Origin of the sequence: Microbacterium sp. zg-Y625, assembly GCF_030246925.1 — a bacterium.
Lineage (GTDB): Bacteria > Actinomycetota > Actinomycetes > Actinomycetales > Microbacteriaceae > Microbacterium > Microbacterium jiangjiandongii.
On sequence record NZ_CP126740.1, the window covers coordinates 1,323,721 to 1,343,325 of the forward strand.

Annotated in this window: 14 protein-coding genes and 1 tRNA gene; 3 read left to right on the forward strand and 12 right to left on the reverse strand. The window is 70.2% G+C overall.

All coding sequences use genetic code 11. The annotated features are described in order from the left end of the window. Positions 1 to 23 precede the first annotated feature (23 nt). On the reverse strand, positions 24 to 1,394 hold the full coding sequence (locus QNO14_RS06045) for an MFS transporter (protein ID WP_257505960.1): 1,371 nt from the start codon (positions 1,392 to 1,394) through the stop codon (positions 24 to 26). Positions 1,395 to 1,482: 88 nt separating this feature from the next. Here QNO14_RS06045 and QNO14_RS06050 point away from each other — a divergent pair, with 88 nt between their 5' ends. Next, complete coding sequence (locus QNO14_RS06050) at positions 1,483 to 2,115, forward strand: phosphoribosyltransferase (RefSeq protein WP_257505962.1); 633 nt, start codon at positions 1,483 to 1,485, stop codon at positions 2,113 to 2,115. Positions 2,116 to 2,155: 40 nt separating this feature from the next. On the opposite strand, the gene QNO14_RS06055 is transcribed toward QNO14_RS06050, so the two are convergent. Next, the gene (locus tag QNO14_RS06055; protein ID WP_257505963.1) at positions 2,156 to 3,829 is read right to left on the reverse strand and encodes a DUF885 domain-containing protein; all 1,674 of its coding nucleotides are present in this window, start codon (positions 3,827 to 3,829) and stop codon (positions 2,156 to 2,158) included. A gap of 45 nt (positions 3,830 to 3,874) precedes the next feature. Continuing rightward, positions 3,875 to 6,514, reverse strand: a complete 2,640-nt coding sequence (gene polA / locus QNO14_RS06060) for a DNA polymerase I (RefSeq protein ID WP_257505964.1) — start codon at positions 6,512 to 6,514, stop codon at positions 3,875 to 3,877. 48 nt (positions 6,515 to 6,562) lie between these two features. On the opposite strand from polA, the gene QNO14_RS06065 reads away from it, so the two are divergent. Beyond that, complete coding sequence (locus QNO14_RS06065; RefSeq protein ID WP_257493610.1) at positions 6,563 to 6,985, forward strand: hotdog fold thioesterase; 423 nt, start codon at positions 6,563 to 6,565, stop codon at positions 6,983 to 6,985. 104 nt (positions 6,986 to 7,089) lie between these two features. Here the strand turns inward: QNO14_RS06065 and QNO14_RS06070 are convergent, their stop codons facing one another. Further along, entirely contained in the window at positions 7,090 to 7,677 is a 588-nt protein-coding gene (locus tag QNO14_RS06070; RefSeq protein ID WP_257493765.1) for an ANTAR domain-containing response regulator, read from the reverse strand. 84 nt (positions 7,678 to 7,761) lie between these two features. Between QNO14_RS06070 and QNO14_RS06075 the strand changes: the two genes are divergently transcribed. Further along, positions 7,762 to 7,842 (forward strand) — tRNA-Leu (locus QNO14_RS06075). A 56-nt stretch (positions 7,843 to 7,898) separates the two neighbouring features. Here QNO14_RS06075 and pyk read toward each other — a convergent pair. From pyk to QNO14_RS06115, 8 genes are read right to left on the reverse strand one after another with little or no spacing between them, the layout of a single operon-like run. Then, complete coding sequence (gene pyk / locus QNO14_RS06080) at positions 7,899 to 9,347, reverse strand: pyruvate kinase (RefSeq protein WP_257493609.1); 1,449 nt, start codon at positions 9,345 to 9,347, stop codon at positions 7,899 to 7,901. Between the two features lie 55 nt (positions 9,348 to 9,402). Beyond that, positions 9,403 to 10,869 carry a glutamate synthase subunit beta gene (locus tag QNO14_RS06085; RefSeq protein WP_257505966.1) on the reverse strand — a complete coding sequence of 489 codons (1,467 nt, stop codon included), beginning with the start codon at positions 10,867 to 10,869 and terminating at the stop codon, positions 9,403 to 9,405. Further along, positions 10,862 to 15,439 carry a glutamate synthase large subunit gene (gene gltB / locus QNO14_RS06090; RefSeq protein ID WP_257505967.1) on the reverse strand — a complete coding sequence of 1,526 codons (4,578 nt, stop codon included), beginning with the start codon at positions 15,437 to 15,439 and terminating at the stop codon, positions 10,862 to 10,864. The genes QNO14_RS06085 and gltB overlap by 8 nt, the downstream gene beginning before the upstream one ends. Before the next feature lie 52 nt (positions 15,440 to 15,491). Continuing rightward, positions 15,492 to 16,481, reverse strand: coding sequence for a prolipoprotein diacylglyceryl transferase (gene lgt / locus QNO14_RS06095; protein WP_257493606.1), 990 nt, complete (start codon positions 16,479 to 16,481; stop codon positions 15,492 to 15,494). Positions 16,482 to 16,534: 53 nt separating this feature from the next. After that, a complete protein-coding gene (gene trpA / locus QNO14_RS06100; protein WP_257493605.1) occupies positions 16,535 to 17,329 on the reverse strand; it encodes a tryptophan synthase subunit alpha in 795 nt (264 codons plus the stop codon). Further along, positions 17,326 to 18,588, reverse strand: coding sequence for a tryptophan synthase subunit beta (trpB, locus tag QNO14_RS06105; protein ID WP_257493604.1), 1,263 nt, complete (start codon positions 18,586 to 18,588; stop codon positions 17,326 to 17,328). The genes trpA and trpB overlap by 4 nt, the downstream gene beginning before the upstream one ends. Further along, positions 18,585 to 19,361: an indole-3-glycerol phosphate synthase TrpC gene (gene trpC, locus QNO14_RS06110; protein ID WP_257505968.1), complete on the reverse strand. Its 777-nt coding sequence runs from the start codon at positions 19,359 to 19,361 to the stop codon at positions 18,585 to 18,587. The genes trpB and trpC overlap by 4 nt, the downstream gene beginning before the upstream one ends. A gap of 2 nt (positions 19,362 to 19,363) precedes the next feature. Continuing rightward, positions 19,364 to 19,594, reverse strand: a complete 231-nt coding sequence (locus tag QNO14_RS06115) for a DUF6704 family protein (protein ID WP_257493600.1) — start codon at positions 19,592 to 19,594, stop codon at positions 19,364 to 19,366. Positions 19,595 to 19,605: the final 11 nt, after the last annotated feature.

The following is a 19,605-nucleotide window of genomic DNA, read 5'->3' on the forward strand; positions in this document are numbered from 1 at the left end:
GGTTCAGCCTACGCGCCGGAACCTCACCGGTCGTCGAGGGCGAGTCCGCGTCTGTCCGCGAGTCCCCACGCCGCGGCGGCGGCGACGACGAAGAAGGCCGCGAACACGATGAAGAGCACCGGCGCTCCGCCGACAGCCAGCAGCGGCGGCACGGTGAGCGGCGCGATGATCGATGCGATGCGGCCGACGCCCGCTGCCCAGCCGGACCCCGTCGCGCGCAGCGATGTGGGATACATCTCCGGCGTGACGGCGTAGAGCGCGCCCCACGCCCCCAGGTTGAAGAACGACAGCGCCATGCCGGTGGCGATGATCGCGCCCTCGCCGGTGGCGGTGCCGAACAGCACCGCCGAGACGGCCGACCCCACGAGGAACACCGACAGCGTCAGGCGTCGCCCCCACACCTCGATGAGCCACGCCGCGACGGCATAGCCGGGCAGCTGGGCGAGGGTGATCAGCAGGGTGAAGCCGAAGGATCGCACGAGGTCGTAGCCCTGGGCGACGAGGATGGTCGGAATCCAGATGAACGCGCCGTAGTAGGAGAAGTTGACGCAGAACCACACCGCCCACAGGCTCGCGGTGCGCAGGCGGAATTCCGGCGCCCACAGCCTTGCCAGACGGTCGCGGGTGCGCACGGCCGCCGGCGCCGGGACCGAGCCGCCGTCGACGGCGCGACGGGCCGCGGCCGGCGACGAGCCGGGGCGGGAGCCTGCGGCATCCTCGAACGTGCGGATGACCGCGTCGGCCTCGGCGGTCCTCCCCCGCCGCTCGAGCCAGCGGGGCGATTCCGGCAGCCGCCACCGCACGATGAGGGCGTAGACGGCGGGGATGGCGCCGAACAGGAACGCCCAGCGCCAGCCGTCGTCCGATCCGGGGATCACGAAGTACCCGATGAGGGCCGCGGCGGTCCACCCGACGGCCCAGAACGCCTCGAGGATCACGATCAGCCGGCCGCGGATGCGGGCGGGGGCGAACTCGCTGACATAGGTGCTCGCCACCGGCAGCTCGGCGCCGAGGCCGAGGCCGACGAAGAACCGCAGCACCAGCAGCACCGCCAGGCCACCGACGAGGGCGCTGGCACCGGTGGCGATGCCGTAGACCAGCAGCGTGAGGGCGAACACCTGCCGGCGCCCGAACCGGTCGGCCAGCAGCCCGCCGAGGCTCGCCCCGATGGCCATGCCCACGAACCCGATCGACGCGATCCAGGCCGTCTCGCCCGGCTCCAGCGACCATTGCACCGCCAGCGCCGCGATGATGAACGAGATGAGCCCGACGTCCATCGCGTCCAGCGCCCAGCCGATGCCGGAGCCGGTGAGCACGCGCAGGTGCCTGCGCGTGAACGGCAGCGCGTCGAGTCGCTCCGACGCTGTTGCGGATGTGGTGGACGCGTCGGTCATACCGTCATCGTACGGATGCCGCAGGGGCCCAAGGCGCGTATGACGCGACGGTGTTCCCGCACCGGCGCCGCGGGCGTACGGTGAGCGCGTGGCCGAGTATGCCGACCGGGCGGCGGCCGGCGCCGCCCTGGTGCCGAGCCTCGCCGCATGGCGGGGGTCCGACGCGATCGTCGTCGGCATCCCCCGCGGCGGCGTCGTGGTCGCCGCGGCCGTCGCCCGCGGGCTCGGGCTGCGGCTGACCGCGGTGGCGGTGCGCAAGCTCGGCATCCCGTCGCAGCCCGAGGTCGCCGCAGGAGCGATCGCCGCCGATGCCAGGGTCATCAACGCCGACGCGGTCCGCGCCGGCGGGGTGACCCCCGGCCAGCTGGCCGACGTGGAGCGTGTCGAGGCGGCGGAGCTGCAGCGGCGTACGGCGCGCTACGGCGCGGACGGGGACGTCGCCGGACGCACCGTCATCGTCGTGGACGACGGCGTCGCCACCGGCGCGACGGCACTGGCAGCCTGCCGCGCGCTGCGCGCCCGGGGCGCTGCCCACATCGTGCTGGCGGTGCCTGTGGCTCCGGCACGGTGGCGGCCACCGACGGATGCCGTCGACGAGTGGGTGTGTCCGTCGCAGCCGCGCGACTTCTGGGCGGTGGGTCAGTACTACGACGACTTCGCACAGACCGGTGACGCGGAGGTCGTGGCACTGCTGCACGACCCCCGCGCCGGCGGTGACTGACGCCGTCGGACGGCGCAGGGGGCTCAGCCGCGGCGGCGGTTCAGCCGCGCAGGGCGGCCCGCAGGGTGTCCAAGCCCACGCCGCCGATGTCGAGGGCGCGCTTGTGGAACCGCTTGATCGAGAAGTCCTCGCCCTCGCGCTCGGCGACCTCGTCGCGCAGCTGCTCCCAGATACGCTGGCCCACCTTGTACGCCGGTGCCTGGCCCGGCCAGCCGAAGTACCGGTTGACCTCGAACCGCACGAACTCGTCGGACATGTTGACGTTGCGGCGCATGAACTCCAGCGCGTAGTCGAAGTCCCACGTGCCGGTGCCGTCCAGGCGCGGCTTCTGCAGGTGCACGCCGATGTCGAGCACGACGCGGGCCGCGCGCATGCGCTGCCCGTCGAGCATGCCGAGGCGATCGGCGGGGTCGTCGAGGTAGCCCAGCTGCTCCATGAGGCGCTCGGCGTACAGCGCCCAGCCCTCGGCGTGGCCGCTCGTGCCGGCGAGCAGCCGCCGCCACGAGTTCAGCTGAGCGCGGTTGTAGACCGCCTGCGAGATCTGCAGGTGGTGACCGGGAACACCCTCGTGGTACACGGTCGTGAGTTCACGCCACGTGTCGAACCGGTCGACGCCCTCGGGCACCGACCACCACATGCGACCCGGGCGGGAGAAGTCGTCGGTCGGCCCGGTGTAGTAGATGCCGCCCTCGTTGGTCGGCGCGATCATGCACTCGAGCCGCCGGATGGGCTCGGCGATGTCGAAGTGGGTCCGCCCGAGCTCCTCGACCGCGCGGTCGCTCGTCTCCTGCATCCACCGCTGCAGCGCCTCGGTGCCGTGCAGCTGGCGGGCGGGGTCTGCTTCGAGGAGGGCCACTGCCTCTTCGACGGTGGCGCCGGGCGAGATCTGCCGGGCGATGGACTCCTGCTCGGCGACCATGCGCGCGAGCTCTTCGATTCCCCACTCGTACGTCTCGTCCAGGTCGATCTCGGCGCCGAGGAACCGCCGCGAGTGCAGCGCGTAGAGCTCGCGCCCCACGGCATCCTGTTCGCTCGCCTCGGGGGCGAGCTCCGAGGAGAGGAACGACGACAGCCGTTCATACGCGACGCGCGCAGCATTGCTGTTGTCGGTCAGCTCACGCGCGAGCGATGCCGGGAGGTGCCCCTCGGCGGGAGCCGCCTCGGCGGCGAAGGTCGAGAAGAAGCCGCGGTCCTCGGTGTAGCGGCTGATCTGGGTGACCACCTCGAGCACCTGGCGGCGCGCCGGAACAACGCCGGTCGCGATGCCCTCGCGCAGCGTCTCGATGTACCCGGCGATAGCCTGCGGGAGCGCTCTCAGACGTGCCGAGACGACGCTCCAGTCCTCGACCGTCTCGGTCGGCATGAGGTCGAAGGCCGAGCGCAGATCCTGTGCGGGCGAGGCGATGACGTTGAGGTCGCGCAGGTGCGCCTTGGCATCGTGCAGCTCGAGCTGCAGGCGCAGCTCGCGGCTGAGGTCTGTCTTCGTGACGACGTCGATCTCGTCGACGGTGTCGGCGGTCTCGAGCTCGGCCAGGGTCGATCGGGCGGCCTGGGCGGCGCGCTCGGTGCCGGCCGGCGACAGGTCGTCGAAGCGGTCGTTGTACTCGGTGCGGCCGATGTAGGTGGCCAGCATCGGGGACATTTCGGCGAGCGTGTCCACCCACGCGTCCGCGATCTGGTCGATCCGGGTCGTGGGGCGTGAGGTCTCAGTCATCCTTTGAGACTAGAACGCCGGGGGGTGCGCACACGAACCGAGCCGTCAGTGACCGGCTTCGTCCCAGTCGGCGCCGCGGCCGATCTGCACGTCCAGCGGCACCGAGAGCTGCGCGGCATCGCCCATGCGCTCGCGCACGATCCGCTCGGCGGCATCCCACTCTCCCGGAGCCACCTCGACCACGAGTTCGTCGTGGATCTGCAGCAGCACCCGCGACCGCAGCTGCTGCTGGGCGAACTCGGCGTGGATACGGAAAAGCGCGATCTTCATGATGTCCGCAGCGCTGCCCTGAATGGGGGCGTTGAGCGCTGCCCGCTCGGCGTTCTCCCGCAGCACCCGGTTGGGGCTCGAGAGGTCGGGGAACGGGCGGCGGCGGCCGAAGATCGTCTCGGTGTAGCCGTCGATCTTGGCCTGCTCGACCGACGAGCGCAGGTAGTCGCGCACGGCGCCGAAACGGGCGAAGTACTCCAGCATGAGGCCCTTCGCCTCGGACTGCTCGATGCGCAGCTGCTTGGACAGGCCGAACGCCGACAGGCCGTAGACGAGTCCGTACGACATGGCCTTGACCTTGGTGCGCATGGCGGGGGTGACGTCCTCCGGGGCGACGTGGAACACGCGCGCACCCACGAAGCGGTGCAGGTCCTCGCCGGAATTGAAGGCCTCGATGAGGCCAGGGTCGCCGGAGAGGTGCGCCATGATGCGCATCTCGATCTGCGAGTAGTCGGCGGTCAGCAGCGTCTCGTATCCCTCCCCCACTTCGAACGCGGCGCGGATGCGGCGGCTCTCAGAAGTGCGGATCGGGATGTTCTGCAGGTTCGGGTCGGTGCTCGACAGGCGCCCGGTCTGGCTGCCGGTCTGGACGTAGGTGGTGTGGATGCGACCATCGGCGGCGATCGCGGTGTCCAGCGACTCGATGATCTGCCGCAGCTTCGTGGCCTCGCGGTGCTGCAGCAACTGGTTGAGGAACGGGTGCGGGTTGGTCTCCTGCAGGTCGGCGAGCACGGCGGCATCCGTGGAGTACCCGGTCTTGGTCTTGCGGGTCTTCGGCAGCTGCAGCTGCTCGAAGAGCACCTCCTGCAGCTGCTTGGGCGACCCGAGGTTCACCTCGCGCTCGATGGTCGCGTACGCCTGCTGCGCGATGGCGTCGGCCCGCGCGGCCAGCTCGCCCGAGAACGCGGAGAGCTTCTCGTGCGAGACCGCGACGCCGGCGAGCTCCATGTCGGCGAGGGTCAGCAGCGTCGGCAGCTCGATGTCGGCCAGGACGGATGCCACGCTCTGCGGCAGCTCATCGCGGAGAGCGTCCGCCACCCGCAGCGTGAACCACGACACCTGACCGGGGGTCGCGCCCTCGGTCTCGGGCACCAGCTGGGTGGGGTCGGCTTCGGGAAGCTTCTCGCCCAGGTAGCGGTCGACGAGGTCGGAGAGGTTCTTGTCGGGGAAGCTCGGGCGCAGCAGCCATCCGGCGACGATCGCGTCGAACACCAGGCCGCCGAGCGCCGCCCCGGCGCGGCGGAGCGCCTTGACCTGAGGCTTGGCGTCGGAGAGCACCTTCGGCGCGTCCGAGACCAGCCACGGGGTCAGTACGGCGGCGGTCTCGTCGGTCCAGGTGACCTCGACGGCGGCGTCCGCGGTCGCAAGTCCCACCCGCTGCGGCAGACCGCCGGAGATCGAGACCGTCACGGCAACCTCGCCACTCGCGGCATCCAGCCACTCCGAGAGTCCTGCCGGGTCGGGCTCGGCGGGTGTCGGTGCGACGGCGGCGGGTGCCGCATCGGGGTCCGGTCCCGGGTCGATGGCGCCGGCGGCTTCGAAGACCCGAGGCAGGAGCGTCCGGAACTCCAGGCGGGCGAAGATGTCGCGCACGGCCTGGGTGTCGATCGGCTGCACCGCCAGGTCCTGCGGCGTGACGGGAAGCTCGACATCGCGCAGCAGCCGGTTGAGGGTGCGGTTGCGGCGCACGTCGTCGAGGTGCTCGCGGAGGTTCCCGCCCACGACGCCCTTGATCTCGCCCGACCGCTCCAGCAGCTCGTCGAGCGTGCCGTACTGGGTGAGCCACTTCACGGCGGTCTTCTCCCCCACCTTCGGCACACCGGGGAGGTTGTCGCTCGTCTCCCCCACGAGAGCGGCGATGTCGGGGTACATCTCCGGCGGCAGGCCGTACTTCTCCACGACGGCGGCGGGGTCGTAGCGCTTCAGCTGCGAGACGCCCTGCACGCTGGGGTACAGCAGGGTGATGTCGTCGTTCACGAGCTGGATGGTGTCGCGGTCGCCCGAGCACACCAGCACGTCGAAGCCGGCGGCGGCGCCCTCGGTCGCCAGCGTCGCGAGGATGTCGTCGGCTTCGAAGTCCTCCTTCTGCAGCACGGTGATGTTCATCGCCGCCAGACACTCCTGCAGGAGCGGGATCTGCCCCTTGAACTCCGCGGGCGACTCGGAGCGGTTCGCCTTGTACTCGGCGTACTCGCGGGTGCGGAACGACTGCCGCGACGTGTCGAAGGCCACCGCCACGTGCGTCGGCTTCTCGGCCTTCAGCAGGTTCACGAACATCGACAGGAACCCGTAGATCCCGTTGGTGTGCTGGCCGTCCTTGGTGGTGAAGTTGTCCACCGGAAGGGCGAAGAACGCCCGATATGCCAGGGAATGGCCGTCGACGATCAGAAGGGTAGGCTTTGCGGCATCCGTCACCCATCCAGCCTAACGAGCGGGTGGGACAGCCCGAACCGAGAGCAGGACATGACCGACCAGGAGACCGCGACCGAAACCGGACTCGAGTGGGTCAGCCGCCGCGGAATGGGCGCCCTCGCCGAGAAGATGGGGATCGAGTTCACCGAGTTCACGGTGGACCGCTGCGTCGCCACGATGCCGGTGGAGGGCAACACCCAGCCGGTCGGGCTGCTGCACGGCGGCGCCTACGTCGTGCTCGGCGAGTCGCTGGGGTCGATGGCGGCCAACCTGCACGCGGGGCCGGAACGCCTGGCGGTGGGCACCGACATCAACGCCACCCACACGCGTTCGGCGACGAGCGGCCGCGTCACGGCGGTGTGCACGCCCATTCACCTCGGCCGGTCGATGACCGTGCACGAGATCGTCATCACCGACGAAAGCGGCAGGCGCTGCTCGACGGTGCGCATCACGAACCTGATCAAGGACCGCTGACCCTCACGTCCGGGCGTCCCACCCGCGCGAGACCCCGCGAGAAACCAGAAAACGGATGAGACCCACCGCAATGCGGCAGGTCTCATCCGAAAAGTGGTGTCTCGTTACTTCTTGGGTGCCAGCTGCTCGATGATGGCCTTGGCGACGTCCTGCATCGTCAGGCGGCGGTCCATCGACGCCTTCTGGATCCAGCGGAAGGCCTCGGGCTCGGTCAGGCCCATCTTCTCGTTGAGCAGGCCCTTGGCCCGGTCGACGAGCTTGCGGGTCTCGAAGCGCTCGACCATGTCGGCGACCTCGGCCTCGAGCGTGATGATCTGCTCGTAGCGGGCCAGGGCGATCTCGATCGCCGGCAGCAGGTCGTTGGGCGTGAAGGGCTTCACGACGTACGCCAGCGCACCGGCCTCGGTCGCGCGCTCGACGAGCTCCTTCTGGCTGAACGCCGTCAGCAGCACGACGGGCGCGATGTGCGCCTTGCTGAGCTTCTCGGCGGCGGAGATGCCGTCGAGCACGGGCATCTTCACGTCCATGATCACGAGGTCGGGGCGGAGCTCGGTGGCCAGCTGCACGGCCGTCTCGCCGTCACCGGCCTCGCCGACCACATCGAACCCGTTGTCGCGGAGGATCTCCACGATGTCGAGGCGGATCAGCGATTCGTCCTCGGCGACGACGACGCGTCGCGGGGCTGTGGCCATGGGGGTGGCGGTTTCGTCGAGGTCAGTCACCCTTCCATTCTAGGACAGGCGAGGCGCTTCCCTGCGGTATCGTCGTGGAGGCACGCCGGTGTGGCGGAATGGCAGACGCGACCGACTCAAACTCGGTTGTCTTCGGACGTGTGGGTTCGACTCCCACCACCGGTACGGAAAAAGGAGAGGGATGCCGCATCGCGGCATCCCTCTCCTTTTCGCTTCCGGCCTTACTGCTCGGCCTTGTAGATCGGCGCCTTGCCGTGCACGGCGTCGCCCACCTTGTGGATGCGGATGTCGTTGGTCGACCCGATGATTCCGGGAGGGGACCCGGAGATCACGACGACGCGGTCTCCGACCTCGGCCAGCTTGTTGTTCAGCAGGTACTCGTCGACCTGGATGAACATGAGGTCCGTGTGGGCCACGTGCTCGACGATGGCCGACTGCACGCCCCACGTGATCGCCATGCGGCGGCGGATCGCCGGCTCCGGGGTGAACCCGATCATGGGGAACTTCGGACGCAGCCGCGACATGCGCCGGGCGGTGTCACCGGATTCGGTGAAGATGCAGACGTAGCGCGCCTCGACGAACTCGGCCACTTCCATCGCCGCGAGGGTGATGGCCCCGCCCTGCGTGCGCGGCTTGGTGTTGAGCGGTGCGATGCGGTCCATACCGTGCTCTTCGGTGGACTCGATGATGCGGGCCATGGTCTCCACGACCACGACGGGGTAGTCCCCCACGCTCGTCTCGCCCGAGAGCATGACCGCGTCGGCACCGTCGAGCACCGCGTTGGCGACGTCGCTGGTCTCGGCGCGCGTGGGCACGGGGTTGTTGATCATCGACTCGAGCATCTGCGTCGCGACGATGACGGGCTTGGCCATGCGACGGCAGAGCTCGACCGCGCGCTTCTGCACGATCGGCACGGCTTCCAGCGGCAGCTCGACGCCGAGGTCCCCGCGGGCGACCATGATGCCGTCGAAGGCGTCGATGATCTCCTCGAGGTTCTCGACGGCCTGCGGCTTCTCGATCTTGGCGATGACGGGCACGCGGCGCCCCTCCTCGGCCATGATCTCGTGCACGCGGGTGACGTCCTCAGCGCTGCGCACGAATGACAGCGCAATGAGGTCCGCCCCGGCGCGCAGGCCCCACCGCAGATCCGCCTCGTCCTTTTCGGAGAGGGCGGGAACGCTGACGGCGACGCCGGGCAGGTTGATGCCCTTGTTGTTGGACACCGGACCGCCGACGATGACCTTCGTCGTGACGACCGGGCCCTCGACCTCGGTCACCTCGACGCGCACCTTGCCGTCGTCGATGAGGAGGAAGTCGCCCGGGCGGACGTCGGCGGGAAGCCCCTTGAAGGTCGTCGAGACGATCTCCTTGGTGCCCTCGATGTCCTCGGTGGTGATTTTGAAGACGTCGCCCACGGCGAGCTGGTGGGGCCCGTCGGCGAACTTGCCGAGGCGGATCTTGGGGCCCTGCAGGTCGACCAGCGCGGCGACGGCGCGGCCGGCATCCTGTGCCGCCTTGCGCACGTTGGCGAAGTTGTTCTCGTGGACGGAATAGTCACCGTGGCTCAGGTTGAATCGCGCCACATCGACACCCGCGTCGATGATCGCGCGGACCATCTCGTAGGTGGACGTGGCGGGGCCGAGAGTGGCGACGATTTTCGCGCGTCTCATCGTGGATGTGCTCCGGTCTTTGGGGGGATGGCTGTCGAGTGCTGCCGTCTTCAGCCTACGCGGGCTGCAGGCCGATAGCGATGTCAGTGGGTCGTACGGGCTGGGGAAGCTCGGTCTTGCCCATGAGGAAGCGGTCGACCGCCGCGGCAGCGGCCCGGCCCTCCGCGATGGCCCACACGATGAGCGACTGACCGCGGCCGGCGTCGCCGGCGACGAAGACGCCGGGGTGGCTGGCCTGGTAGTCCTCGTCGCGGGCGAGGATGCCGCGCGGCGTGAACTGCGTGTGGAGCTGGTCCTCCAGCTGGTCGCGCTCGGGGCCGGTGAACCCCATCGCGATGAGCACGAGGTCGGCGGGGATCTCGCGCTCGGTGCCGCTCTTGGGCACTCGACGGCCGTCGACGAACTCGGTCTCGGCCACGCGCAGCGCGCGCACCTCGCCGACGTCGTTGCCCAGGAACTCCACGGTGGATGCCAGGTACGTCCGCTCCCCGCCCTCCTCGTGGGCCGTGGAGACCTCGAACAGCGTCGGGGTCATCGGCCACGGCTGGTGGTCGGGGCGCGCCGTGGGAGGCTGCACGCCGATGGCGAGGTTCGTCACGCTCAGCGCGCCATGGCGGTGCGCGGTGCCGATGCAGTCGGCCCCGGTGTCGCCGCCGCCGATGACGATGACGTGCTTGCCCGCCGCGGTGATCTGGTTGGGCACCTGGTCGCCGGCGACGGCCTTGTTGGATTCGACGAGGTACTCCATCGCGAAGTGCACGCCGGCGAGGTCGCGCCCCGGGATGGGGAGGTCACGGGGCACGGTCGCCCCGGTGGCCACCACGACCGCGTCGTACCGCTCGCGCAGCTGGTCCCACGTGATGTCGCGGCCGATCTCGACGCCGGCGCGGAACCGTGTTCCCTCGTCCTGCATCTGGCGCAGCCGGTACTCCAGGTGGCGCTTCTCCATCTTGAAGTCCGGGATGCCGTACCGCAGCAGCCCGCCGATGCGGTCGTCGCGCTCGAAGACGGCCACGGTGTGGCCCGCTCGGGTCAGCTGCTGTGCGGCGGCGAGCCCGGCGGGGCCCGAGCCGACGACGGCGACGGTCTTGCCGGTGAGGCGCTCGGGGGGCTCCGGCTCCACCCAGCCGTGGGCGAACGCCTCTTCGATGATCGACACCTCGACCTGCTTGATGGTCACGGCGGGCTGGTTGATGCCCAGCACGCACGAGCTCTCGCAGGGCGCCGGGCACAGCCGCCCGGTGAACTCCGGGAAGTTGTTCGTCGCGTGCAGCCGCTCGCTGGCGCTGCGGGCCTGGCCGCGCCACATGAGGTCGTTCCACTCCGGGATGAGGTTGCCGAGGGGGCAGCCCTTGTGACAGAACGGCACCCCGCAGTCCATGCAGCGACCGGCCTGGCGTCGCAGCACGGCGGTGTCGCCCGGCTCGTACACCTCTTTCCAGTCGAGGATGCGCACCGGCACCGGGCGGCGCGGCGGAAGCTCGCGCTCGGTGACCTTCAAAAAGCCCTTCGGGTCAGCCACCCGTCACCTCCATGATGCGGTTCCAGACGACTTCGCCGTCGGGGTCGAGTCCCTCTGCAGCCGCCTGCTGGCGGGTCTGCAGCACCGCGGCGTAGTCGCGGGGAACGACGCGGACGAAGTTGCCCGCCTCCGTGTCGAAGTTCTCCAGCAGCGATGCGGCCAGAGCGGATTCGGTCTCGGCGACGTGCTGCAGAAGCAGGTCGCGCAGGATCTCGATGTCGCCGGAGCCCATCTCCAGCAGCTCGAGCTCGCCGGATGCCAGTGCCTCGCGGTTCACGAGGGCCCGGTCCAGCTTGTAGATGTAGGCGTTGCCGCCGGACATGCCGGCGCCGAGGTTGCGCCCGGTGGCGCCGAGGATCACGGCGAGCCCGCCGGTCATGTACTCCAGCGCGTGGTCGCCGACGCCCTCGACGACCGCGGTGGCGCCGGAGTTGCGCACGAAGAACCGCTCCCCCACGACGCCCCGCAGAAACATCGTGCCCTGCGTCGCACCGTAGCCGATGACGTTTCCGGCGATGACGTTGCGGGATGCGTCGAAGGCGGCATCCCGCGGGGGGCGCACGACGATCTGGCCGCCAGACAGGCCCTTGCCCACGTAGTCGTTCGAGTCGCCCTCGAGGCGCAGGGTGATGCCGGCGGGAAGGAACGCCCCGAAGGACTGACCCGCGGACCCGGTGAGGTTCACCACGATGGACCCCGACGGCAGGCCGTTCACGCCGTGTGCGAGCGTCACCCGGTTGCCGAGCATGGTGCCGACGGCCCGCTCGGTGTTGCGGATCGGCAGGTCGATCGTGATCTGACCGCCGTGCGCGACGACGTCCTGCGCGCGCTCGATGAGCTGCACGTCGAAGTGCTCCTCGAGCTCGTGGTCCTGCGTGCGCATGTTGCGGCGCGCGACCTCCGGGGCGAACGCCGGACCGCGCAGGATCGGACCGAGGTCGAGGCCCTCGGCCTTCCAGTGCGCGACCGCACCGTTGACGTCGAGCAGCTCGGTGCGCCCGACCGCCTCGTCCAGCGAGCGGAAGCCGAGCTCGGCGAGGTACTCACGCACCTCCTGCGCGAGGAACTCCATGAAGGTCACCACGTGCTCGGCCTTGCCGGTGAAGCGCTCGCGCAGCACCGGGTTCTGGGTGGCGACGCCGACGGGGCAGGTGTCGAGGTGGCAGACGCGCATCATGATGCAGCCCTCGACCACGAGGGCCGTGGTGGCGAAGCCGAACTCCTCGGCGCCCAGCAGAGCGGCGATGATGACGTCGCGCCCGGTCTTGAGCTGACCGTCGGCCTGCACCACGACGCGGTCCCGCATGTCGTTGAGCATGAGGGTCTGCTGCGTCTCGGCCAGCCCCAGCTCCCACGGCGTACCCGCGTGCTTCAGGGAGTTGAGCGGGCTTGCGCCGGTGCCGCCGTCGTGCCCCGAGACGAGGATCACGTCGGCCAGTGCCTTCGCCGTGCCTGCGGCGACCGCGCCGATCCCCGACTGGCTCACGAGCTTGACGTGCACTCGGGCTGCGGGGTTGGCGCGCTTGAGGTCGAAGATCAGCTGCTTGAGGTCTTCGATGGAGTAGATGTCGTGGTGCGGCGGCGGTGAGATGAGACCGACGCCGGGGGTGCCGCCGCGGGTGCGGGCCACCCACGGGTACACCTTGGCCGGCGGCAGCTGCCCGCCCTCGCCGGGCTTGGCGCCCTGGGCGAGCTTGATCTGGATGTCGTCGGCGTGCGTGAGGTACATGCTCGTGACGCCGAACCGGCCGGATGCCACCTGCTTGATGGCGCTGCGACGCTCGGGGTCGAGCAGACGCTCGACGTCTTCGCCGCCCTCGCCGGTGTTCGACTTCGCGCCGAGCCGGTTCATGGCGATCGCGAGCGTCTCGTGCGCTTCCTTCGAGATCGAGCCGTAGCTCATCGCCCCGGTGGAGAAGCGCTTGACGATCGACGAGACCGGCTCGACCTCGTCGATCGGCACCGGCGGGCGCAGGCCGCTGCGCAGGGTGAACATGCCCCGCAGGGTCTTGAGCTCGCGCGCCTGGTCGTCGACGAGCTTGGTGTACTCGCGGAAGATGTCGTAACGGCGGGAACGCGTCGAGTGCTGCAGCCGGAAAATCGTGTCGGGGTTGAACAGGTGCGGCGAGCCGTCGCGACGCCACTGGTACTCGCCGCCGGTCCACAGCCGCTCGTGCGCCCGGGCGGCGCCGTCCTCCGGGTAGGCGAAGTCGTGTCGTGCCTGGTTCTCGGCGGCGATGTGCTCGATGCCGATGCCGCCGAGCTTGCTCTCGGTGCCGGTGAAGTAGGCGTCGATGAACTCCTGCGAGAGGCCGACCGCTTCGAACGCCTGCGCTCCCGCGTAGGACGACACGGTGGAGATGCCCATCTTGGACATGATCTTCAGCACGCCCTTGCCGAGCGCGTAGATGACGTTGGTGACGGCCTTCTCGGGCGTGATGCCGGTGATGAAGCCCGCGCGCACCAGGTACTCGACGCTCTCCATCGCGAGGTACGGGTTCACCGCCGACGCGCCGTAGCCGATGAGGGTCGCGACGTGGTGCACCTCACGCACGTCGCCTGCTTCGACGACGAGGCCCACCTTCATGCGGTTCTGCCTGCGGATGAGGTGGTGATGGATCGCCGAGACCAGCAGCAGCGACGGGATGGGGACGAGGTCCTTGTTCGAGTCGCGGTCCGAGAGGATGAGGAACTCCGCGCCCTCTTCGATGGCGAGGTCCGCCTCGGCGCACAGCTCGTCCAGGCGCGCCTTCATCGTGCCGGGGCCGGCGTCGAAGTGGTAGAGCCCCCTGAGCGTGACGGACCGGCGCCCGGGCATGGTGCGCCCGATGTTCTGGATCTTCGCCAGCTCGTCGTTGTCGATCACCGGGAAGTCGAGGGTGATCTGGCGTGCGTGATCCGGCCCGCTCGACAGCAGGTTGCGCTCCGGGCCGAGGCCGGCTCGGAGGCTCGTGACGACCTCTTCGCGGATCGAGTCCAGTGGCGGGTTGGTGACCTGGGCGAACTGCTGCACGAAGTAGTCGAAGAGCAGCCGCGGACGCTCGCTGAGCACCGCGATGGGCGTGTCGAACCCCATGGCGCCGATGGGCTCGGCGCCGTTCTGCCCCATCGGGGTCAGCAGGATGCGCACCTCCTCCTCGGTGTAGCCGAAGGTGCGCTGCCGGCGCGTGATCGAGGCGATCGGGTGCACGATGTGCTCGCGCTCGGGAAGCTCCGACAGCTGCAGGCGCTGGCGCAGCCACAGCTCCCAGGGCTCCGACGCCGCGAGCCGCGCCTTGATCTCGGAATCCTCGACGATGCGCCGCTCGGCGGTGTCGACGAGGAACATCCGTCCCGGGCTCAGCCGCCCGCGGCGCTTGATGCGCGAGGGCTCGAAGTCGAGCACGCCGGTCTCGCTGCCGATGACGATGAGGCCGTCGGTCGTCTCGGTCCAGCGCCCGGGGCGCAGGCCGTTGCGGTCGAGGGTGGCGCCGACCAGGGTGCCGTCGGTGAAGATCAGTGCAGCCGGGCCATCCCAGGGCTCCATGAGCATGGAGTGGTAGTCGTAGAACGCCCGCAGGTCCGGGGCGATGTCCGCCTGCTTCTCGTAGGCCTCGGGCACCATCATCATGATCGCGTGCGGCAGGCTGCGACCCGAGAGGGTGAGGAGCTCGAGCACCTCGTCGAACGACGCCGAGTCGCTGGCGCCCTCGGTGCAGATCGGCAGGAGCGGCCGCATGTCCCCCAGCAGCTCCGACTCCAGCTGCGACTGCCGCGCGCGCATCCAGTTGCGGTTGCCGCTGACGGTGTTGATCTCGCCGTTGTGGGCCAGCATGCGCAGCGGCTGCGCGAGGGGCCACGACGGGAAGGTGTTGGTCGAGTACCGCGAGTGCACGACGGCCAGCTCCGAGGCGAAGCGCTCGTCCTGAAGGTCGGGGTAGAACGGCTCCAGCTGCAGCGTGGTGACCATGCCCTTGTAGCCGAGGGTGCGGCAGGACAGGGAGACGAAATACGCGCCCAGCTCATGCTGGGCGCGCTTGCGCAGCCGATAGGCGCGCCGGTCGAGGGCGATGCCCGACAACGCCGGCGCACCGCCGATGGCGGGGCGGGAGAGGAACAGCTGCTCGAACGCGGGACGGGCCGCGTACGCCAGCTTGCCGAGATTGTCGTCGGCGGTCGGGACCTCGCGCCAGCCGAGCACCGTGAGTCCCTCGCGGGCGGCGAGCTCCTCGATGCCGGTCTTCAGCGCCTCGCGGGCGTCGCGCTCTCGGGGGAGGAATGCCATCCCTGCGGCGTACTCCCCCGCCGCCGGCAGGTCGAAGTCGACGACCGCGCGCAGGAACGCGTCGGGCATCTGGGTGAGGATGCCGGCGCCGTCGCCGGTACCGGCGTCCGACCCGATCGCGCCGCGGTGCTCGAGGTTGCGCAGCGCCGTCAGCGCCAGCTCGACGATGTCGTGGCCGGCGTGGCCGCGGAGCGTTGCGACCATCGCCAGACCGCACGCGTCCTTCTCGAACGCGGGGTTGTACATGCCCTGACGGGGCGGGAACGCCCGGAAGGATCCGGCGTCGTGACGGGGGCTCGAAGGCATACCTGCCGTCCTCACTCTGAGACTCAAGACGGGACGACGTCGGCCCTGAAACCTATGTACGGGGAACTGCGCTTGTGGCTGTCTCCTCGGGGACATCGGACGCGGGGGGTGCGCTCACGTCGACGAAGTCATCGTTGTCCTGCGATTGTACAGCCCCCTCGGGGGTCCACTGCCTGCCGGGCACATAAACCGACGGCTCCCCCCCGGTGTGGCGACGCTTCTGCACGATGATGATCGCCAGTCCCACCACGATGCCGAGGATCGATGCCCAGACGTTGGTGCGCAGGCCGAAGAACACCTCGCTCGGGTCGATGCGGATCGACTCCCACACGATGCGCCCCGCGCTGTACCAGACGAGGTAGAGGCCGAGCAGGCGCCCCCACTGCAGACGCAGCTTGCGGCCGGCCCACAGCAGCACGACCACGCCCAGCAGGTTCCAGAGCACCTCGTACAGGAACGTGGGGTGGAAGAGGGTCCCCTCGGGCAGGCCCGCGGGCCACGCGGCGTTGGGGTAGTCGATCTCCAGGCCCCACGGCAGGTCGGTCGGCACGCCGTAGAGCTCCTGGTTGAACCAGTTTCCGAAGCGTCCGAGCGCCTGGGCGAGCAGCAGTCCGGGGGCGAGGGCGTCGGCGAAGCTCCAGAACCGGATGCCGGTCCACTTGCATCCGATCCACGCACCCACCGCGCCGCCGAGCAGGGCGCCGAAGATCGCGATGCCGCCGTCCCAGACGTTCCAGATGGCATCCTGCTCGAACGGATTCCACCATTGCCGGCCCTCGGCGAAGTAGAAGCCGGGGTGGGTGAGCACATGGAAGAAGCGGGCCCCGACGATGCCGAGGATCACCGTGGGGAGCGAGACGTCGATGACGACCCAGGGCTCCGCGCCGCGCTTGGTGAGTCGGTGGTTCGTGAGCAGGACCGCGGCGATGATGCCGGCGATGATGCACAGCGCATAGAAGTGGATGCGCACCGGCCCGAGGTCCCAGTAGCTGACGGAGGGGCTCGGGATGCTGGCGACGACGTGCGCGACGGCAGTGATCATGGGGATCCGTGTCCTTGCGTTCAGAGGGCCGGCGGCGGGCCGGCCAGGAAAGTCTAGTTCGCGACGGGCGCCGAGCCGGCGGTGAGGGCGCGTGCGGTCTCGGCGAGAGCGTCGAGACCCCCGTCGCGGAGCGCGCGCACGAGGGCGGTGCCCACGATCGCGCCGTCGGCGTACTCGAGCACTCCCGCCACCTGCTCGGGGGTCGAGATGCCGATGCCGACGCATGCCCGCTCGCATCCGCGGTCGCGCAGGCGCCCCACCAGGGTGCGCGCCGCGGCGTCCAGATCGGCCCGCTCTCCGGTGATGCCCATGGTCGAGACCGTGTACACGAACCCGGTGGAGGCCCCGACGATCAGGTCGAGGCGCTCGTCGGTCGAGGTCGGGGCGGCCAGGAAGACGCGGTCGAGTCCCGTCCGCTCGGACGCGGCGATCCACTCCGCGGCGGAATCCGGCGTGATGTCGGGCGTGATCAGGCCCGCTCCCCCGGCAGCCAGCAGGTCGTCGGCGAAGCGGTCGACGCCGTACTGCATGACGGGGTTCCAGTACGTCATGACGAGCACGGGCACGTCGACGCGGGCCGTGATCTCACGGACAGCGGTGAAGATGTCGCGCAGCCGGAAACCGGCGGCGAGGGCCGTCTGGGTCGCCTCCTGGATGACCGTGCCGTCCATCACCGGGTCGGAGTACGGCGGGCCGAGTTCGAGGATGTCGGCACCGTTCTCGGCCAGGGTCACGGCGGCCTCGATGCTCGTCCGCAGGTCGGGGAACCCGAGCGGGAGGTAGCCGACGAACGCGCCGCGCCCCTGGGCGGCGGCGGCGTCGATGGCGGCGGCGACGCGGGAGGTCACAGCTCGATCCCTTCGCCGGCGGCGGCTTCGTCCTCGGGCGGCGTGACGACGGGTGCGGGCGCCTCGTCGCTGTAGAGCCCGAACCAGCGCGCGGCGGTGTCCATGTCCTTGTCGCCGCGGCCCGAAAGGCTGACGGCGATCAGGGCATCCGGCCCGAGCTCGCGTCCGAGTCGCATGGCGCCGGCGAGGGCGTGGGCGGACTCGATGGCGGGGATGATCCCCTCGGTGCGGCTGAGCAGGCGCAGCGCGTCCATCGCCTCGGCATCGGTGGCGGGGATGTACTCGGCGCGGCCGATCGACGCGAGCCACGCGTGCTCGGGCCCGACACCGGGGTAGTCCAGGCCCGCCGAGATGGAGTGCGACTCGACGGTCTGGCCGTCCTCGTCCTGCAGCACGAAGGTCTTCGCGCCGTGCAGCACGCCGGGGCGGCCGCGCTCGATGGATGCCGCGTGGCGCAGCGTGTCGACGCCGTCGCCGGCAGCCTCGACGCCGTACAGGCGCACGCCCTCGTCGTCGAGGAACGCGTCGAACATCCCGATGGCGTTGGAGCCGCCGCCGACGCAGGCGACGACGGCGTCGGGCAGGCGCCCGACCTCGTCCAGCAGCTGCGCGCGCGCTTCTTCGCTGATGATCTTCTGGAAGTCGCGCACCATGGCGGGGAAGGGGTGGGGACCGGCGGCGGTGCCGAAGACGTAGTTGGTCGTCTCGACGCTGGCGACCCAGTCGCGGTATGCCTCGTTGATGGCATCCTTCAGTGTGCGGGAGCCCGTGGTGACCGGGACGACCTCGGCGCCGAGCAGCCGCATGCGGGCGACGTTGAGCGCCTGACGCTCGGTGTCGACCTCGCCCATGTAGATCGTGCAGTCGAATCCGAACAGGGCCGCTGCCGTGGCGGTGGCGACGCCGTGCTGGCCGGCGCCCGTCTCGGCGATGACGCGGGTCTTGCCCAGGCGCTTGGTGAGGAGGGCCTGCCCGATGACGTTGTTGATCTTGTGCGAGCCGGTGTGGTTGAGGTCCTCGCGCTTGAGGAAGACCCGGGCGCCGCCGGCGTGCTCGGCGAACCGCGGCACCTCGGTGAGGGGCGACGGGCGGCCGGCGTACGAGCGCAGCAGGCTCTGGAACTCCGCCTCGAACGCGGGGTCGGCCTTGGCCGCCTCGTATTCCGCGGTCAGCTCGTCGATCGCGGCGATGAGCGACTCGGGCATGTAGCGCCCGCCGAAGTCGCCGAAGTAGGGCCCGTGGGCCTCGCGCAGGCTCATGAGCCGGCCTCCAGGAAAGCGGTGAGGGTCGCCACCGGGTCGCCGGTGACCAGCGCCTCCCCGATGAGGACCACGTCGGCGCCGGCGCCGCGGTAGTGCGCGACGTCGGCAGGGGTGAGGACGGCGGACTCGGCGATCTTCACGGCATCCGCCGGAATGTGCTCGGCGAGGCGGCCGAAGAGGTCACGGTCGAGCTCGAAGGTCGACAGGTCGCGGGCGTTGACGCCGATCAGCCGGGCGCCGACGTCGGCGGCACGCTGCACCTCGTCGAGCGAGTGCGTCTCGACCAGCGGCGTCATGCCCAGCTCCAGCACGAGGGCGTGCAGCTGTGCCAGCAGGGGCTGCTCGAGGGCCGCGACGATCAGCAGCACGAGGTCCGCGCCCGAGGCCCGGGCCTCGAGCACCTGATAGGGCGTCGCGATGAAGTCCTTGCGCAGCACCGGCACCGACACCGCGGCCTTGACCGCTTCGAGGTCGGCGAGGCTGCCCTTGAAGCGGCGCCCTTCGGTCAGCACCGAGATCGCGCTGGCTCCCCCGGTCTCGTAGAGCGAGGCCTGGTGAGCAGGGTCGGGGATCGCGGCGAGGTCGCCGCGCGAGGGGCTCGCGCGCTTGACCTCGGCGATGATCTTCACGCGGTCCGCGGGCGCCAGCGCGGCGAGGGCGTCGCGCGCCGCGGGCTGCGACAGCGCGAGCTTCTCCACCTCGGCGAGCGGCCGCCGCAGCGACCGCTCCTCGGCATCCTCCACCGCGCCGGCCGTCAGGCCCGCGAGCATGCTCAATGCTGCTTCGAGGCGTACTTGGGACCGTTGGCGCCGTAACCGGCCTTGGACATGGCCCAGCCGACGATGGCGCCGACGACGAGCAGGCCGGCGGAGGCCCAGACGAGCGCCGGCATGTCCAGCCAGAAGAACAGGGTGCCCAGCACGAACGCGAGCAGCATGATGACGACGGCGGTCCACGCTGCCGGGGAATGTCCGTGGCCGGGGTCGCCGATGTGGTTGCTCATCTGTCTCCTTC

What these genes read in the sequence shown, in the direction of transcription:
- QNO14_RS06045 (WP_257505960.1), bottom strand. Translation starts at nt 1,394, where the DNA reads ATGACCGACGCGTCCACCACATCCGCAACAGCGTCGGAGCGACTCGAC.
- QNO14_RS06055 (WP_257505963.1), bottom strand. Translation starts at nt 3,829, where the DNA reads ATGACTGAGACCTCACGCCCCACGACCCGGATCGACCAGATCGCGGAC.
- QNO14_RS06065 (WP_257493610.1), top strand. Translation starts at nt 6,563, where the DNA reads ATGACCGACCAGGAGACCGCGACCGAAACCGGACTCGAGTGGGTCAGC.
- QNO14_RS06070 (WP_257493765.1), bottom strand. Translation starts at nt 7,677, where the DNA reads ATGGCCACAGCCCCGCGACGCGTCGTCGTCGCCGAGGACGAATCGCTG.
- pyk (WP_257493609.1), bottom strand. Translation starts at nt 9,347, where the DNA reads ATGAGACGCGCGAAAATCGTCGCCACTCTCGGCCCCGCCACGTCCACC.
- gltB (WP_257505967.1), bottom strand. Translation starts at nt 15,439, where the DNA reads ATGCCTTCGAGCCCCCGTCACGACGCCGGATCCTTCCGGGCGTTCCCG.
- lgt (WP_257493606.1), bottom strand. Translation starts at nt 16,481, where the DNA reads ATGATCACTGCCGTCGCGCACGTCGTCGCCAGCATCCCGAGCCCCTCC.
- trpB (WP_257493604.1), bottom strand. Translation starts at nt 18,588, where the DNA reads ATGAGCCTGCGCGAGGCCCACGGGCCCTACTTCGGCGACTTCGGCGGG.
- trpC (WP_257505968.1), bottom strand. Translation starts at nt 19,361, where the DNA reads ATGCTCGCGGGCCTGACGGCCGGCGCGGTGGAGGATGCCGAGGAGCGG.
- QNO14_RS06115 (WP_257493600.1), bottom strand. Translation starts at nt 19,594, where the DNA reads ATGAGCAACCACATCGGCGACCCCGGCCACGGACATTCCCCGGCAGCG.